This is a genomic window from Halobacillus halophilus (assembly GCF_020171985.1).
GTDB classification, from domain to species: domain Bacteria; phylum Bacillota; class Bacilli; order Bacillales; family Halobacillaceae; genus Halobacillus; species Halobacillus halophilus_A.
In genome coordinates this window covers 419,115-436,004 of sequence record NZ_JAIVAL010000001.1, presented here as the reverse complement: position 1 = coordinate 436,004, position 16,890 = coordinate 419,115, and the positions used below count along the sequence as shown (strand labels likewise).

At 39.7% G+C, this 16,890-nt stretch carries 22 protein-coding genes; 21 read left to right on the top strand and 1 reads right to left on the bottom strand.

Translation table 11 applies throughout. The annotated features are described in order from the left end of the window. Positions 1-62: 62 nt before the first annotated feature. The 13 genes from spoIIAA to LCM11_RS02195 all read left to right on the top strand — a co-directional run bounded on the left by spoIIAA (position 63) and on the right by LCM11_RS02195 (position 9,052). Positions 63-428: an anti-sigma F factor antagonist gene (gene spoIIAA, locus LCM11_RS02255; protein ID WP_224892652.1), complete on the top strand. Its 366-nt coding sequence runs from the start codon at positions 63-65 to the stop codon at positions 426-428. Continuing rightward, positions 413-853, top strand: coding sequence for an anti-sigma F factor (spoIIAB, locus tag LCM11_RS02250; protein ID WP_224892651.1), 441 nt, complete (start codon positions 413-415; stop codon positions 851-853). The genes spoIIAA and spoIIAB overlap by 16 nt, the downstream gene beginning before the upstream one ends. A gap of 13 nt (positions 854-866) precedes the next feature. Next, positions 867-1,613: an RNA polymerase sporulation sigma factor SigF gene (gene sigF, locus LCM11_RS02245; protein ID WP_224892650.1), complete on the top strand. Its 747-nt coding sequence runs from the start codon at positions 867-869 to the stop codon at positions 1,611-1,613. 102 nt (positions 1,614-1,715) lie between these two features. Then, complete coding sequence (locus tag LCM11_RS02240) at positions 1,716-2,333, top strand: stage V sporulation protein AA (protein ID WP_089750206.1); 618 nt, start codon at positions 1,716-1,718, stop codon at positions 2,331-2,333. Further along, a complete protein-coding gene (locus tag LCM11_RS02235; RefSeq protein WP_089750204.1) occupies positions 2,320-2,730 on the top strand; it encodes a stage V sporulation protein AB in 411 nt (136 codons plus the stop codon). The genes LCM11_RS02240 and LCM11_RS02235 overlap by 14 nt, the downstream gene beginning before the upstream one ends. Before the next feature lie 29 nt (positions 2,731-2,759). Continuing rightward, the gene (gene spoVAC / locus LCM11_RS02230) at positions 2,760-3,218 is read left to right on the top strand and encodes a stage V sporulation protein AC (RefSeq protein ID WP_224892649.1); all 459 of its coding nucleotides are present in this window, start codon (positions 2,760-2,762) and stop codon (positions 3,216-3,218) included. A 12-nt stretch (positions 3,219-3,230) separates the two neighbouring features. Next, a complete protein-coding gene (spoVAD, locus tag LCM11_RS02225) occupies positions 3,231-4,244 on the top strand; it encodes a stage V sporulation protein AD (protein WP_224892648.1) in 1,014 nt (337 codons plus the stop codon). Further along, entirely contained in the window at positions 4,244-4,594 is a 351-nt protein-coding gene (gene spoVAE / locus LCM11_RS02220) for a stage V sporulation protein AE (protein ID WP_224892647.1), read from the top strand. The genes spoVAD and spoVAE overlap by 1 nt, the downstream gene beginning before the upstream one ends. Positions 4,595-4,618: 24 nt before the next feature. Beyond that, positions 4,619-6,094 (top strand): spore germination protein, encoded by a 1,476-nt coding sequence (locus tag LCM11_RS02215; protein WP_412098123.1) that lies wholly within the window; start codon positions 4,619-4,621, stop codon positions 6,092-6,094. A gap of 113 nt (positions 6,095-6,207) precedes the next feature. After that, entirely contained in the window at positions 6,208-7,512 is a 1,305-nt protein-coding gene (gene lysA / locus LCM11_RS02210; protein WP_224892646.1) for a diaminopimelate decarboxylase, read from the top strand. A gap of 6 nt (positions 7,513-7,518) precedes the next feature. Further along, a complete protein-coding gene (locus tag LCM11_RS02205) occupies positions 7,519-7,953 on the top strand; it encodes a peptidylprolyl isomerase (RefSeq protein ID WP_224892645.1) in 435 nt (144 codons plus the stop codon). Positions 7,954-7,973: 20 nt separating this feature from the next. Further along, complete coding sequence (locus LCM11_RS02200) at positions 7,974-8,426, top strand: site-2 protease family protein (RefSeq protein ID WP_224892644.1); 453 nt, start codon at positions 7,974-7,976, stop codon at positions 8,424-8,426. A gap of 260 nt (positions 8,427-8,686) precedes the next feature. Continuing rightward, positions 8,687-9,052, top strand: a complete 366-nt coding sequence (locus tag LCM11_RS02195; protein ID WP_224892643.1) for a GNAT family N-acetyltransferase — start codon at positions 8,687-8,689, stop codon at positions 9,050-9,052. Between the two features lie 43 nt (positions 9,053-9,095). On the opposite strand, the gene LCM11_RS02190 is transcribed toward LCM11_RS02195, so the two are convergent. Continuing rightward, the gene (locus LCM11_RS02190; protein ID WP_224892642.1) at positions 9,096-9,563 is read right to left on the bottom strand and encodes a DUF309 domain-containing protein; all 468 of its coding nucleotides are present in this window, start codon (positions 9,561-9,563) and stop codon (positions 9,096-9,098) included. A 145-nt stretch (positions 9,564-9,708) separates the two neighbouring features. Between LCM11_RS02190 and LCM11_RS02185 the strand changes: the two genes are divergently transcribed. The 8 genes from LCM11_RS02185 to LCM11_RS02150 all read left to right on the top strand — a co-directional run bounded on the left by LCM11_RS02185 (position 9,709) and on the right by LCM11_RS02150 (position 16,863). Beyond that, complete coding sequence (locus LCM11_RS02185; RefSeq protein WP_224892641.1) at positions 9,709-10,464, top strand: segregation/condensation protein A; 756 nt, start codon at positions 9,709-9,711, stop codon at positions 10,462-10,464. Next, positions 10,455-11,036, top strand: a complete 582-nt coding sequence (gene scpB / locus LCM11_RS02180) for an SMC-Scp complex subunit ScpB (protein WP_224892640.1) — start codon at positions 10,455-10,457, stop codon at positions 11,034-11,036. The genes LCM11_RS02185 and scpB overlap by 10 nt, the downstream gene beginning before the upstream one ends. 506 nt (positions 11,037-11,542) lie before the next feature. Continuing rightward, positions 11,543-12,634, top strand: a complete 1,092-nt coding sequence (locus LCM11_RS02175; RefSeq protein ID WP_412098122.1) for a D-alanyl-D-alanine carboxypeptidase family protein — start codon at positions 11,543-11,545, stop codon at positions 12,632-12,634. Then, positions 12,622-13,212 (top strand): nucleoside recognition domain-containing protein, encoded by a 591-nt coding sequence (locus LCM11_RS02170; protein ID WP_224892639.1) that lies wholly within the window; start codon positions 12,622-12,624, stop codon positions 13,210-13,212. Before LCM11_RS02175 ends, LCM11_RS02170 begins: the two co-directional genes overlap by 13 nt. Beyond that, complete coding sequence (locus tag LCM11_RS02165) at positions 13,209-13,724, top strand: spore maturation protein (RefSeq protein WP_224892638.1); 516 nt, start codon at positions 13,209-13,211, stop codon at positions 13,722-13,724. Before LCM11_RS02170 ends, LCM11_RS02165 begins: the two co-directional genes overlap by 4 nt. A gap of 139 nt (positions 13,725-13,863) precedes the next feature. Further along, positions 13,864-14,592 carry a pseudouridine synthase gene (locus tag LCM11_RS02160; RefSeq protein WP_224892637.1) on the top strand — a complete coding sequence of 243 codons (729 nt, stop codon included), beginning with the start codon at positions 13,864-13,866 and terminating at the stop codon, positions 14,590-14,592. A gap of 53 nt (positions 14,593-14,645) precedes the next feature. Beyond that, positions 14,646-15,200 carry a thiol-disulfide oxidoreductase ResA gene (gene resA / locus LCM11_RS02155; protein ID WP_224892636.1) on the top strand — a complete coding sequence of 185 codons (555 nt, stop codon included), beginning with the start codon at positions 14,646-14,648 and terminating at the stop codon, positions 15,198-15,200. A 28-nt stretch (positions 15,201-15,228) separates the two neighbouring features. Beyond that, entirely contained in the window at positions 15,229-16,863 is a 1,635-nt protein-coding gene (locus tag LCM11_RS02150) for a cytochrome c biogenesis protein ResB (protein ID WP_224892635.1), read from the top strand. Positions 16,864-16,890: the final 27 nt, after the last annotated feature.

Below are 16,890 nucleotides of genomic sequence, written 5' to 3'. Positions count from 1 at the left end.
GGAATAAGCAGCAGATTTTACGAAAGACTTAAGGACTCTTATAAGTTAGAGGAGGAAACCAATTGAGTCTTCGCGTAGAATTTGTGACTAAAGAAAATGTTTTAGTAGTTCGCTTGGAGGGAGAACTTGATCACCATGAGACCAGTAAACTCCGTGAATCCTGGCGGGACCAGCTGCACCAGAACGATGTAGATCATGTAGTTGTTAATTTAGAAAAACTTAACTTCATGGATAGTTCGGGCCTTGGGGTTATGCTTGGACGATATAAAGAGGTTCAAGCATCAGGTAATGAAATGATTATTTGTTCTATATCACCAGAAGTCAGGCGGTTATTTGATTTATCCGGGATGTTTAAGATTATGAGGCTGGTTGGTAGCGAATCGTATGCTCTTGAGCTATTGGGGGTGGCTTCATGCGAAATGAAATGACGCTTGAATTTTTGAGTGTGAGTGAAAATGAATCACTTGCGCGCGTGGCGGTAGCGGCATTTATAAGTCAGTTGAATCCTACAATGGAAGAGCTTACGGATATTAAGACAGTTGTTTCTGAAGCTGTCACAAATGCGATCATTCATGGATATGAGGAAAATCCGCATCAGAAAGTTATGCTTTCATGTGCAATTGATGGCGAACAAATTGAAATTATTATAAAAGACGAAGGCAAAGGAATCAGCAACATTGAAGAAGCTAAAGAGCCTCTCTTCACTTCAAAACCTGAGTGGGAACGTTCTGGTATGGGATTTACAATTATGGAGAATTTCATGGATAAGGTGGATGTCACTTCTGAACCAGATATTGGGACAACAATCCGTATGATGAAGCAGCTCACGTCAACTAGAGCTTTATGTAATTGAGGCGGATGCTACTATGAGTGATACTACAAAAGAACGCTTATCTGACCATAACGTCAAAGAACTGATTCGTAGAAGTCAAGCAGGTGACCAGGATGCACGGGATTTTTTAGTAGAAAAAAACACCCGATTGGTATGGTCGGTTGTGCAACGTTACTTACGAAGAGGATATGATCAAGACGACCTTTATCAAATTGGCTGTATAGGCTTGCTCAAATCAATTGATAAATTTGACCTGAGTTATGATGTCCGTTTTTCAACCTATGCTGTTCCTATGATTATTGGAGAGATTCAACGATTTATTCGTGATGACGGTACCGTTAAGGTCAGTCGAAGTTTAAAAGAATTGAACCATAAAGTCAGAGGAAAAAAAGAGGAATTAATGAAGATTTATGGACGATCGCCTACAGTGAATGAATTGGCTGAAGCTCTAGGGATGACGAGAGAGGAAATCGTCCAGGCGGAGGAAGTTGGACGATCTCCACAATCTATATATGAAACGGTTTATGAAAATGAAGGAGATCCCATCACGCTTGTAGATCAAATCGCAGATGAGGAAGATAACTGGTTTGATCAAATAACTTTGCAGGATGTATTAAGCAGGCTTGAAAAAAGGGAACGTCTGATTATCTACTTGCGTTACTATAAAGATCAAACACAAACGGAAGTAGCCGAACGCTTAGGTATTTCCCAGGTGCAGGTTTCAAGGCTTGAGAAAAAAATATTGGCTGATATGAAACAGACGATGAATGATACGAGTTAAACTGCGTTCAATAAGAGCGCAGTTTTTTTATTGTGTGCAATTGTATGTTTTTTTCCAATCGCACACATAATAAGCGTAAGCCACAGACAGGGAGGCGAAATTATGACGACTCCTGTTTATATCCGTATCAAACAATCGATTAATACAGACCCTTTATCGACGATACGATTAGGAGATATAGCCCGTATCACTGGATCCAGACGTTACGAGACTGTGTTACCCAATATGGTTGTTCACAAAGTTAAAGCTGATGACCAAAACATAGTAGTTATTGATGGTTTCATGATTATTGAACAAGTTCTTTCTAAGTTTCCCCAAGTAGAAGTAGAACTGCTCGGTCCGAGCCAATGTGTGGTTCACATTGAAAAGCATAAAAAGCAGCCTTCTCTTTTACTGATTTCAGGAATTTGGCTGCTTCTTTTTATCGGGGCAGCCATGGCCATTATGAACTTTCATTATGACGTAAGCATGGAGTCTGTACAGCAAAAACTCCATTTTATGCTTACTGGAGAAGAGAAAGAACACCCGTTATGGATTCAAGTTCCTTATTCTCTGGGACTTGGCATAGGGATGATCCTGTTCTTTAATCATTGGTTTCAAAAACGTTTTAACGAAGAACCGAGTCCAATGGAAGTAGAAATCTTCAATTATCAGCAAGATTTAGATCGGTACGTAGCTGTAAAAGAAAACAAGGTGGAAAAACAGGATGCAGATCATTGAAGCACTTATCGGGCTTGCCTCAGGTATAGCTGTGGGGACCGGTTTCGTTGCTTTTTTAACTGTATTAGGGATTGTACCTCGATTAATGCAGCTAAGTCACTCAGAGTCTAAGCTGCGCCTTTATGAGGCAGCGGTAATTCTGGGAGTATTCTTTGGAATTTACTTATCGTTTGGAGATGGTCCCATACAAGTCTCGATCATTGGTCTCGTCATCTGGGGTCTTTTTCATGGAATCTTTATTGGAATGCTGGCAGCTGCATTAACAGAAGTATTGAATGTATTTCCACTTTTATTTAAAAGAGTCGGTGTAGATGGTTTTTTGTTTACTCTGCTTATGGCTCTCGTGCTAGGTAAAATTGCTGGGTCACTTTTTCAGTGGCTGATTTTTGTTCGATAACCACTTATAAAATAGAGGAGGTATATGTCTTGGACAAACAAAAACTGAACGAACAGAATTACGAAAAGGCGAGTAAAACTTATCAACCTAAACCTCCTTATGTACTAAATGTAATTAAGGCTTTTATTATCGGTGGGCTGATATGTGTGCTGGGAGAATTAATTACAGAAATGTACGTTCATTGGTTTGATTACTCCGAAAAGGATGCAGGTAACCCGACTGTAGCTACATTAATACTTTTGTCTGCACTGGCTACAGGCTTTGGGGTTTACGATAAACTGGGTCAGTTTGCTGGTGCGGGTTCGGCTGTTCCGGTTACAGGATTTGCCAATTCCATTACATCTGCAGCGCTTGAACATAAGAGTGAGGGACTGGTGCTAGGTGTAGCCACAAACTTATTTAAACTGGCTGGATCTGTCATTGTGTTTGGAGTAGTAGCAGCTTATGTCCTAGGTATATTACGTTATCTTTGGTCGCTTATTTTTTAGGAGGAATACACTATGGGAAAAACCGGAGTGCAATCATGGTCTTTTACTAATCCAGTTTATATACAGTCTACAGGTACCGCAGTAGGTCCTTTAGAAGGACAGGGACCACTCAGCAGCACTTTTGATCGAGTTCATGATGATCTTCACTGCGGAGAAGAAAACTGGGAGCTTGCGGAACGTCGGTTGATGATAGATGCTGTCCATTCCTGTCTTCAAAAAGCAGGAACAGATGAATCAAATGTGGATTTATTTTTAGCAGGAGATTTATTGAACCAAAACGTTACAGGTAACTATGTTGCCAGACAATTAGGCATTCCTTTAATTGGTATGTTCGGTGCCTGCTCTACCAGCATGGAAACTTTAGCTACAGCAGCGGCTTTAGTAGAATCTGGCTACTCAAAACAGGCGTTGGTGGCTGTAAGCTCACACAACGCTACAGCAGAAAGGCAGTTTAGATACCCGACTGAATATGGCGGTCAAAAACCTAAGACGGCTACCTTTACGGTAACAGGCAGCGGAGCAGCGTTAGTATCCAAGGCGCCTTCTCCGGTGAAAATTGAGGCAGCTACTATTGGTAAAGTCATGGATTACAAAATTAAAGATCCATTTGATATGGGATCAGCTATGGCTCCCGCTGCGTGGGATACAATTAAAACGCATCTGGAAGATATGGGAAGGGTGCCAGAAGATTATGACGTCATTGCTACCGGTGATTTATCTTCAATAGGAACTCCGATTTTACGTGATTTAATGAAGCAGGATGGGTATGACATTACACCCGTTCATAAGGATTGTGGTTTAATGGTTTATCACAGTGACCAGCCCGTCTTCAGCGGAGGAAGTGGATGTGCATGCTCGGCTGTCGTCACTTATGGAAAATTACTGGATGATTTAAAGCTGGGTACTTATAAGCGTATATTAGTTGTCGCGACTGGAGCTTTAATGAGTCCAATGATGATACAACAGAAAGAATCTATCCCTGGTATCGCTCATGCTGTAGTTTTAACGAAGGGAGAAACCTCTTAATGAATTTTTTATGGGCCTTTGTAGTAGGTGGAGGAATCTGTGTTATCGGGCAGCTATTACTTGACTTAGCGAAATTAACGCCTGCTCATGTCATGTCCTCTTTCGTTGTAGCCGGTGCCGTACTCGATGCATTTGACCTTTATGATAATTTGATTGAATTTGCGGGGGCAGGTGCCACGGTGCCAATTACAAGTTTCGGTCATTCCCTTTTACATGGAGCTATGGAACAAGCGGATGAACATGGCATTATAGGTATAGCTATCGGGATTTTTGAGTTAACCTCAGCAGGAATAGCCTCAGCTATATTATTCGGTTTTATCGTGGCTGTCATTTTTAAACCGAAAGGATAGAAATTAATTAGGGAGGTGACATCTTTGAGTAAACCGGGCAACACACCAATTGTGATGAAACTAGAACAAAATCGTAAAGTAATGAATGAACGAGTGGGTGTCGATCAATCATTTGATATAGGCTTCCGTACATTAAACCTATTAAATCATGAAATTAATCTTTACTACGTTACTGGATTATGTGAAACGCCTATTATTGTGGAATTAATGAGACAGTTGTTTGAAATGAATGAACTTGAAAGTGAAAGCGAAAAGCGCTCGGTTTTTCAGCAAATCAAAGATGAGATCCCTCACCAGCAAGTTGAAGTCGTTCCTTCAATTGAGAAATGCATAACTCAATTATTATCTGGTTTAATTGTAATTTTTGTACAGGGTGAAACAGAAGCTTTTATCGTTGATGTTCGGTCGTACCCTGGAAGAACACCAGAGGAACCCGACACAGAGAAAGTTATACGCGGATCGCGAGATGGTTATACAGAAAATATTATTGAAAATACGGCACTAACTAGAAGACGAATTCGTGATGAACGTTTGAGGCATGAAATTATGCAGGTAGGGGAGCGTTCAAAAACTGATATATGCTTGTCGTATATTCAGGATGTAGCTGATCCGGGACTTGTCAAGCTTATTAAGGAGGAAATAAAAAATATTGAGATTGATGGGCTCTCCATGGCTGACAAAACGCTAGAAGAATTTCTCGTTCATCAAGGAAGGAACCCATTTCCTCTCGTAAGGTACTCGGAAAGGCCAGATGTAACAGCTGCTCACTTATTTGAAGGTCATGTCGTAATTATGGTGGATACGTCCCCGAGTATGATTATTACTCCAACTACTTATTTTCATCATGTCCAGCATGCTGAAGAGTTTCGCCAATCACCAGCGGTAGGCACATTTGTAAGGTGGGTACGTTTTTTCGGGATATTTGCGTCTGTATTTTTACTGCCTCTCTGGATGCTATTTGTTATGCAGCCGGACTTATTACCCGCTCAGTTATCATTTATTGGACCTAATGAGGAAAGCACCATGCCAGTAATCGTACAAATTTTATTAGCGGATTTAGGGTTGGAGATGCTTAGGATTGCAGCGATCCATACACCTACGCCTTTATCCACGGCCATGGGATTAATTGCTGCCGTATTGATAGGGCAAATTGCTATTGATGTGGGGATGTTTGTACCCGAAGTAATATTATATGTCGCTGTCAGTGCTATAGGCTCTTACGCTACTCCCAGCTACGAGCTTTCTGTCGCGAATAAAATGTCCCGCGTTCTGCTTGTCATATTTGTCGCTATATTTGGTATAAAAGGATTTATGATTGGTATGACCCTGTATATTATAATACTTGCTCATACTAAATCTTTAAATACTCCTTACCTCTGGCCTTTCCTACCATTTAACGCTAAAGCAGCTCTTCAGATTGTTTTACGGATGTCCATGCCTTCCTTGAAAGTAAGACCGAGCATTGTTCATCCCCAGAATAATCAGAGACAAAGGTCGTAATTATATTGCCGGTTCTTTATCAATGTGATAAATTAAAATAAATCAACTTGAGAAATGTTCCTTTTATGAAGGAGCATTTTCTTTTTAAGAGCTACAAAAGGCGGTGGTTTTCTATGAATTACGAAACAGATCAGCGAGGAGCGCTGCTAATCGGCGGCATTCCGGCACAAGACTTAGCCGAACAGTATGGAACTCCTTTATATGTATATGATGTAGATAAAATACGAGCAAATGCCAGAGCGTTCGTAAATACCTTTAAAGATTATGACATACCTGCACAGGTAGCTTATGCGAGCAAGGCGTTTTCATCAATCGCTATGCTTGAAGTGGCTCACCAAGAAGGACTGAGTCTTGACGTGGTATCAGAAGGGGAGCTCCATACGGCTCTTGAGTCTGGCTTTCCTGCTGAAAAGATTCACATGCATGGAAATAATAAAAGTATACAGGAACTGGAAATGGCGGTTGAGAATAATATAGGCTGTATCGTGGTTGACAACTTTTATGAAATTGAATTGCTGCACGCTATACTACAAGAACAGCAAAAGGGTATGGACGTTCTGCTGCGTGTAACCCCAGGAATCGAAGCTCATACCCATGATTACATCCTGACTGGTCAGGAGGATTCTAAATTCGGGTTTGATTTGTCCAGTGGACAAGCAGAAGAAGCTTTTCTAAAAGTTAGGGAAGCAAGTCGAATAAACATGAAAGGGCTCCACTGCCATATTGGTTCGCAAATATTTGAGACAAGTGGATTTGAAATGGCTGCCCGAAAATTATTTTCAGCTTTGAATGAATGGTCGGAAAAGTATGAATACGAAGCTTCCGTCTTAAATCTAGGGGGAGGATTTGGTATTCAATATACCGAAGAAGATCAACCTTTAGAACTGGATCAATATGCTCATTCCTTAATAAAGGAAGTAAAGGATCTATCTGCCCGTTACAATTATCCTATTCCTGAAATTTGGATAGAACCAGGCAGGGCAATCGTAGGGGAAGCTGGAATTACTTTATATACTGTGGGGTCGATTAAAGATGTACCCGGAATTAGAACTTATGTCTCCGTGGATGGAGGAATGACAGATAATATCCGTCCAGCACTTTATCAAGCTAAGTACGAAGCTGTTTTAGCTAATAAAATGAAGGAACAAAGTTATCAAGAATATGCTATTGCTGGTAAATGCTGTGAATCAGGAGATATGCTTATCTGGGATACTGAACTTCCGAAAGTTGAACATAAGGATTTACTTGCAGTTTTTAGTACGGGAGCGTATGGTTATTCTATGGCAAACAATTACAATCGCTTTCAAAAGCCTGCTGTAGTTTTTGTGGAGAATGGCAGCCATCAGTTGGTTGTCCGAAGAGAAAGTTATCAGGAAATGACAAGATTAGATTTATCTTATTTGCGCAGAGAGGGGTAGAAAGTAATGAAACAAGCAACTATTGAATTTGAAAATGGAGAAAAAATGCTAATAGAATTATATGATGAGGCAGCTCCTGGAACGGTAGAAAACTTTGAAAAACTTGCTAATAGTGAATTTTATGATGGATTGACCTTCCACCGTGTCATCCCCGATTTCGTTATTCAAGGCGGAGATCCTAATGGAAATGGAACGGGAGGACCGGGATATACGATCAAATGTGAGACAGAAGGCAATCCTCATAAACATAAGAGAGGTACTCTATCCATGGCTCATGCGGGTAAAGATACGGGAGGAAGTCAATTCTTTGTCTGTCATTCTCCACAACCGCATTTAGATGGACGTCATACGGTATTTGGACAGGTAATTGAAGGTGTCGATACAGTGGACCGAGTTCGTCCTGGTGATGTTATGCACAAGGTTAGAGTCGAAGACAAATAGTCCAATAAAGGAAGGCATTCATGGTTCTCGATGTTATTCTCCTGCTCTTCTTAATAGCCCCGCTTGGTCTATTTATACATGAAATGGGTCATGTCCTGTTCGCAATGATTTTTCGTGCTGAAAAATCCTATATTATAATAGGAGCTGGCAGGCTGATATACAAATTCCGTGTTGGAAAACTGCAAGTGTATGTGCGTCTATTTTTCTTTAACGGCGGTCACTCTATCAATGAGAAGACTCCATCTTTTTCGTTTAAAGAGAAAGCCTGGATAAGTATAGGGGGCCCTCTGTTAAACGGAGTAGTGGCTTCTCTGCTTTTTCTGCGTCCAGTGACAGAACAACCGGAAGGATTCTTTTATTTCTGCTTGTTCAATGGATACCTTGCCATAACGAATAGCTTTCCCTTTTATATCAAAGGTATAAAATCAGATGGCTATCGATTTTTTCAATACTTTAGGTCGGCCAAGTTTTAAAAGGTTGCATCTTCAAGTGAATTTGTTATTCTATGTTTTGTATGTGAAACCAAAGATTCCGGGGGAAACTGAATGAGAAAGAAGAATTGGACACTGTTTATTTTTCTGCTTGTCCTAGGATTTGCCTGGGGCATCTACTACTGGTTTGGTATTGTGCAGTAGTGCATTGCTGGTGTAAAATATCCATGGCTTTACAGGATTAGCGACGCCGTTCTATAGAAAAGATTAAGAAAAGTTATTTTCATAATTGAGGGGTAACTATGTTAATTCGATATAAAAAAACATTTGAAAAGATTGCAATGGGTCTTTTGTCCTTTATGCCTGAGGTATCAGATTTGAAAATGCTTCAAGGAATCATTAAAGAATATGAGACGAATGAAAATTGGAATTTATTCTTATGGAAAGAAGAAGATATTCTTGGGACCATTGGAATTCGAGTAGAAGGTCGGAAAGTGGTAATTCAGCATGTATCTGTAAATCCATCCCACAGAAACTCAGGTATTGGCAGACAAATGATCCATCGTATTCAAGAGAATTACGGAAGTCAGTACGAAATTTGTGCAGATCAAACAACGGAGTCATTTGTGATAAAGTGTGAAACACAAAGACCTTCTTCACAAGTATAGGAAAGGAGATGTCCATAGACATCTCCTTTATTTGTGGTCATTTTTATTTTTTTCTTAATTTATGTTTATGAATCAAATAGTTATTTTGTAAATTACTCGGGCTTCCATAAACTACATTCCATTTTTCGCATAATATTTGAACCTCTTTCATCAACTGTTCATCCTTAATAGGAAGGTTCATACTCTTGTAAGCAGATCCTCTTTCAATTTTTGTTTTCATTTCTTCTAGTTTATTGGATAATAAAGAAAAAGAGATACCTATATTTTCGATATGAATAATGTTAGGTTCAAGCTTTTCCAGGCATCTATTTATAAGGGTGAGCGCTCCTCGAAGATTACCCCTCCGGTAATGGTATAAACAAACAGCTATTTGTATGAGTAAAACCCACACAGATGAACGGTTCTTAGGTTCAACTGATTTCCAATGTTCTTCCAGCACTTCATGGCATTCAAAATAATCTCTAGTCCCATGAAAATGAGCTAAGAACACTATATATTTCTCAGGGTACATACAGGATACCTCCGCAAATTTTCACTTCAATAATTATTGTAAACGACCGATGAACAGTACAACAAGCCTTAGTGTATAATTCACTTACTTAACAATTTTTGATACGATGATAATCGTCAATTGATAATAATAAAGGAAGAATACGATGAATAAAAGCTATCAAGTTAAAGTAGATGGATTTGAAGGACCTCTGGATCTTCTTTTACATCTAGTGAATCGTTATGAAATCGATATTTACGATATCCCTGTTTCTAAAATAACCGATCAGTATATGAATTATATTCATACGATGAGAGAATTGGAGTTGGACCTTGCCAGTGAATACTTAGTGATGGCGGCTTCGCTGCTAGCCATAAAAAGTCAGATGCTATTGCCTAATCCAACCCTTGAGGAAGCTGATGACGAAGGCTTAGAAGAAGATCCTCGTGAAGATCTTATGAGAAAACTAATTGAATACCGTAAATATAAACAGGCAGCTGAAGGATTAAAAGAAAAAGAAGTAGAAGCAAATAGAATATACACTCGGCCTCCTATGCGCCAGGAAGAAGTTCAAGGAGAGGCCCCTCCTATTAAGCCTGGAGAAGCGTCTATTTATGATATGATTCATGCAATGAGTAAAATGCTTTCAAGAAGTAACGCAAATGAAGAAGTTCAAGAAACTAAAATAAAAAGGGATGAAGTCCCCATTCAAATGAGAATGGAAGAAATTTTGACTCAAGTTGATTTGCAAGAAGGTGGAACCTCCTTTTATCAGTTATTTAAAAAACGATCTCGTCCGCACATAGTCGTTACCTTTATGGCTATCCTGGAATTGATGAAAAGTAATGACATTGTTTGTGTGCAGCAGCAGCACTTTGAAGAATTAATTGTATTTAAAATGGAGGATGCCCCATGGAGTTAGAGGAGTACAAAGCTATCGTAGAAGGACTACTGTTCGCCTCCGGTGATGAAGGCTTAACCCGTAAAAAAATAAGTACCCTTCTCGAAATAAGCCAAAAAGAGTTAAATGATATAGTAGAAGAATTAAAACAGGATTACCAGAGCCCTCACAGAGGCGTTACGATCATGGATTCGCATGGGGTTCTGCACTTGACCACCAAACCTGAACACGCCTCTTACTATAAGCGAATGATAGATTCGCCGGGTAATACCCGCCTCTCCCAGGCCGCTCTTGAAACGCTTGCCATTGTTGCTTACCAGCAGCCTATTACAAGGATAGAGATTGATGATCTTCGAGGAGTAAAAAGTGATCGAGCAGTGCAGACCCTTGTTAACAGAGGATTAATAGAGGAAAAAGGAAGAAAAGAAGCTATAGGACGTCCTGTACTCTTTGGTACGACGAAGGATTTCTTAATCTATTTCGGACTTACCTCGTTGAGTGAGCTACCGCCGCTTTCAGAACTTACAGAAGCAGAAAATGTAGAGGAAGAAGCGGACCTTTTTTTCGGTAATTTCACTGCAACTGAAGAATAGAATTTTATTTCATGAGAAAAGAGGACGATTTATATTAAGCGGCCTCTATCTGTTAAATAAATAGAGTAAATTACCATGCATACCTAAGCGGTTTCATCTCTAAAACTTTAGAGGTGAAGCCGCATTTTTATGGGTTTAGGCTCGTACATATTATTGTGAATGTATCCAACTATCTTAACATGATTATTTCAAGTAATTATTTATGGTTCCATCACTTTTTTCCATACCCATCTAATACATGTATATAATTTTCTTCGACCTTTGAAACAGAAGTGATTTGTCTGGAAACGGAGTCTTAAGCAATCCGGCCTTATTGTGTATGAAGTCTTTTATGAAGAATCAACAATAAACTTTAGAAAAGCATTTTACACTCTAAGAGTAAAATGGGTCCTTCTTCAGTTCTCTAGCTTAAGAAGCTTGATTATTAGTTGCAGGTTTCTAGTACTCATAAGCTTGTACCGGGAAGCATAAGGTAAATCAAATGACGAAAACAGGGAGGTCCCCCGGTGAAAAAGCTTATATTATCTTCTTTATGTTTAGCAATGGTTACATCACTTCTTATAATTAAACCAGTTCAGGCAAATCCAAACCTGTCCGTTTCTGCTGAGCATGCGGTATTACTGGATTCTGAATCAGGCCGCGTCTTATATGAAAAAGATGCTTATGAGGCATCCCTAATTGCTAGTACTACTAAAATTATGACTGCTATTATAGCAATTGAGTCAGGGAAGATGGAAGAGAAAGTAAAAGTAAGCAGTAGAGCGGTACATACAGAAGGTTCTTCGATTTATTTAACCGAGAATGAGAAAATACCTCTTAAAGATTTAGTCTATGGTTTAATGCTGCGTTCAGGAAACGACTCAGCTGTGGCAATTGCTGAGCATGTAGGTGGAAGTGTGGAAGGTTTCACACAAATGATGAATGAGAAGGCTCTGTGGCTAGGGATGAATAACAGCAATTTTGAGAATCCGCACGGACTGGACGGGGAAGAGCACTTATCTAGCGCTTATGACCTAGCCTTACTAATGGCTTACTCGATGAAAAATGAAACATTTCGAGAAGTTACCGGAAGTGAATCTTATCGCTCAGAAAATAGAGATTATGCCTGGATGAACAAAAATAAATTATTGACAAAATACTATGCACCAGCAAATGGAGGAAAAACTGGGTTTACAAAGAAAGCAGGACGTACTCTGGTGTCCAGTGCTGAGAAAGATGGCATGGAATTAATTGCAGTAACGCTAAATGCACCAGATGATTGGAATGATCATCAACGTATGTTTGAATGGGGATTTAAAAACTTTGAGTCGGTCAAACTTCAATCAGAGGGTACAGTTGAAACAAATGGGCAGAGCTATTACTTACCTCGTGATATTTACTTTCCGTTAACTGCCGCAGAAAAGGAAAATGTGAAAGCTACATTCTATCGATATACCGGGGTAGAACAGGAAAATGTAGCGGGTATGCGTCAATTTAAGGCGGGAGAAATTCCGCTCGTACAAGCCTCTGTTTGGCATGAACGACCAAAAAGGTCCGTGATATCCGGAATGAAAAGCTTTTTAGGTAAGATTACGGGGGTGGTGCCGTGGTCAACTTAATTTGGGCTCTGTTAGCTATTATAGGAATTGTTTATGCAGCCTTTAATGGAACGATGGAGGCTGTAAACAAAGCGATCTTTTCTACGCTGGACGAAGCTGTAATGATCGCGCTGAGTCTTACCGGAGTACTTATTTTTTGGCTTGGACTTATGAAAATCGCGGAAGAGGCAGGACTCCTGAAAGGGTTGGCTAAGTTATTCAGACCCTTTGTAAGAAAGATCTTTCCTGATATTCCTGAAAACGACCCAGCTCTCGGTTACATCCTTTCAAATATGACAGCTAACATGTTCGGTCTGGGAAATGCAGCTACTCCTATGGGGCTAAAAGCAATGAACGAACTTAAAAGGTTGTCGAACTCTAAAGAAGCCAGCCGGTCAATGATTACATTACTAGCTATTAATACATCCTCTCTTACTTTAATTCCTACTACGGTTATTGCCATTCGCATGAAGTATGGTTCGGCTGATCCAACCAGCATTGTAGGCGCCACTATTCTGGCAACTATCATTTCGACCTGTGCTGCTCTTATAATTGATCGGTACTTCTATTATCGTAGAAAAAGGTTGATGAGACCATGATCAGCATATGGTTAATCCCGGGGATTATTTTAATAGTACTTGTTACAGCAACCTTGAAAAATGTCCCTGCTTATGAAGTATTTGTAGAAGGCAGTAAAGAAGGAATTCAAATTGCTATTACTTTACTCCCTTTTTTATTAGGAATGATGGTGTCGATTGCTATTTTTCAAGCTTCTGGAGCTATGGGAGCAATTTTGAGCATCTTTGAACCTGTTACAAGGGCTGTAGGGTTTCCGGAAGAAATCCTCCCTCTGGCATTTATTCGTCCTATATCAGGTACGGCGGCTTTAAGTATGACCACCGAGCTTATTCGAACATACGGCCCTGATTCATTTATCGGATACCTGGCCTCAGTCATGCAGGGGAGCACGGATACGACATTATACATCATCACGGTATATTTTGGAGCGGTGGGAATTAAAAAAATGGGGGATGCTTTAAAGGTTGGACTATTGGCCGATATGGTTGGTATAATAGCTTCTGTAATAGTTGTAGTCATCCTATTTAGTTGATAGGATGACTTTTTGTGCAAATATAGCTATAATGTGTATAATGTTAAGGAGCTGACAAGCCGCGCTGGAGTACCTCAGCGTGGCTTCCTGTTGTGTATAGATTAAAGAGTGAAAAGGTTGGTGACCAGGGATGGCTGAAATGGAAAGACTGCAGAAAGTGATCGCCCATGCAGGTGTAGCTTCTCGTAGAAAAGCAGAACAAATGATTATAGATGGCAAGGTTAAAGTAAACGGTGAAGTAGTTAAAGAACTTGGAACAAAGGTGAGCTCGAATGATGATGTTGAGGTAGAAGGAGTACCGATCGTGAAAGAGGCACCGGTATATTACTTGCTTTATAAACCGCGTGGCGTTATTTCAAGTGTAAGCGATGATAAAGGCCGTAAAGTTGTGACCGATTTTCTGCCGGAAGTAGATGAGAGGATCTTTCCAATTGGCAGGCTTGATTACGATACCTCTGGTTTACTTCTTTTAACAAATGACGGCGAATTCGCTAACCTTCTTATGCATCCAAAGCATGAAGTTGATAAAGTATACATTGCGAAAACAAAAGGAATTCCTTCACGTGAACAGCTTCAGCAATTAAAAAAGGGAATAAATATTGATGGAGAGTACTTAAAGGCAGTGCACGCCAAGATTAATTCTTCTGACCCGAAAAAAAACAGTGCGATTATCCAGGTTATTCTTCATGAAGGAAAGAATCGTCAAGTACGCCGGATGTTCGAAGCTCTTGGCTATCCTGTCGACAAACTTAAGCGTGAAAGGTACGGGACGCTTGATTTACATGGAATGAATGCTGGAGATTCTCGTCCATTAAAACCTCATGAAGTTAAGCAGCTTCGGCAGCTTGCAGAAAAAAATGTTGAATAACGTTCAAATTTTCCGATTCCAATCAATGTTATAATGAGTTGGGAGTGAATGATATGAAGGAACAAACACTAAAGAAAAAAAGAAAAAGGCTTGTCTTTCGTACAGTTATTCTTGCGGTAATGGCGGGATTGGTTATATTTGCTCTTATTTCTAATGCAAAAGAAGAGAAGTCTGTTATTGCTAAAGGAGAGCAAGCTCCTAACTTTCAATTGCAAAAATTTGGAAGTGATGGGGAGACAATGGCCTTAAATGATTTAAAAGGTAAAGGAGTTATGGTTAATTTCTGGGCAACTTATTGCGGACCTTGTAAGGATGAAATGCCTTATATGGAAAAGTTATATCCCGAATTTAAAGAAAAAGGCGTAGAAATTCTTGCGGTTAACCTTGATTCCACTGAATTAGTCGTACAGAATTTTATAGACCAATATAATTTAAGCTTTCCGGTTTTACAAGATAAAAACGGTCAAGTTATGGATTTATATAACGTGAGCAATCTGCCTGCGACACTATTCATCAACTCTGAGGGTGAAATTGTAGAGAAAGTAATTGGTCCACTTACTTTGAGTAAATTGGAAGGCCACTTACAGAATATTGTACCTGAGGAGTAGAGTTTACTTGATATTGTGAGGTTTTAATATGAACGAAATTACATGTGAGTGCGGCCATGTGAACCCTGAAGGCACGGTTCTTTGTGAAGCGTGTGGTAAACCTATTGAAGGGAATCAGCATATCAATGGCAATGAAGACAAAAAGCTTCTAAACATGCGGTACGATGGCAGTGCCCGGCGGTCTCAAACTTATAACCGCACGATTGTGGACAAAATCTGGAATTTCTTTTCTTCTGTTAAAGTGGGCGTGTGGCTGATTGTCCTTACGTTAATTGCTTCAGCGGTGGGTACCATTCTCCCCCAGGAAATGTACATACCTCCAAACGTAGATCCAGCTTCACACTATAGAGATCAATATGGAATGTTTGGACAAATCTATTACCAGCTTGGTTTTCATAACTTATTTAGTTCATGGTGGTATATGTTATTAATTGCCATGATTGGTATTTCAATAGTCATTGCCAGTATCGACCGATTTTTTCCTCTTTATAAGACATTAAAAAGACAAAAGCCCAAGCGGCATGAATTGTTCATGAAAAAACAGCGTGTGTTTGGGGTCACAGAGACTGAGCAGATAGACCTTGAGCTTTACAAAAAGAATTTGAAAAAGCGAAGATTTAAAATTTATGAACAGGATGGACACATTCTTGCAGAAAAAAACCGCTTTGCCCGTTGGGGGCCGTACGTAAACCATATAGGTCTAATTATATTTTTAGTAGGGTCATTGCTACGGTTTGTGCCTGCGTTTTACATTGATGATTTTATATGGGTTCGTGAAGGTGAAACTTCTATGATTCCAGGAACAGAAGGCAAATATTATATCAAGAACAAAGACTTTATCCTGGAAACTTATAATGAGGACGATGAAACGGATGCTCGATTTAAAGAAGCGATTCAAAAACAAGGCGGACCTATTCCAAAAACATTTCAGACTAACGCCGTCATTTATGAACGAACGGATGACATTATCCCTGGTAAAGAACCGGAATTAGCAGAACTGAAAGATACACAAGCTAAAATGAACCATCCGATCAAATTCGATGATTTTGCTCTTTATCAAGCCAGTTATCAGTTAAATGAGTTTAAAGAAATGACTTTTAAAATTCATGACAAAGGAAATGAAGATACAAACTATGGGGAATTTACTGTAGATTTGTCCGACCCAAAGAATGAATATACTCTCGATAGCGGCTATCGTGTAGAGATAAATAATTATTTTCCTGAATATGAAATGCAGGAAGGAGCCCCTGTATCCGTATCTAAATATCCAAAAAACCCTGCGTTCGTCTTTTCTCTTTACCCTCCTGATTCTGAAGAAGCAGAAACTAGCTTTCTAGGAATTGGTGCCAACGTGGATGCTAGTGGAGAGAACGACTATAAGATTGGTCTTGTTAATTTTGATGTTCGCGATGTAACAGGGCTTACGGTGAAGAAGGACCATACACTTCCGCTTATTGCCTTAGGTGGTGCCATTTTTATGTTAGGTGTAATTCAGGGAATGTATTGGAATCATCGGAGAATCTGGCTTCAGCCTAAAGAAAATGGAGTTTGGATTGCCGGCCACACGAATAAGAACTGGTATGCTCTTAGGCAGGAGATAAATAAAGTAATTTCTGGAACTCACATTCAGGAGCCCCGGGATCAGTATGAAAAGAAAGAATAGAACTAATTAGTGTTTGAGGAGGATAAA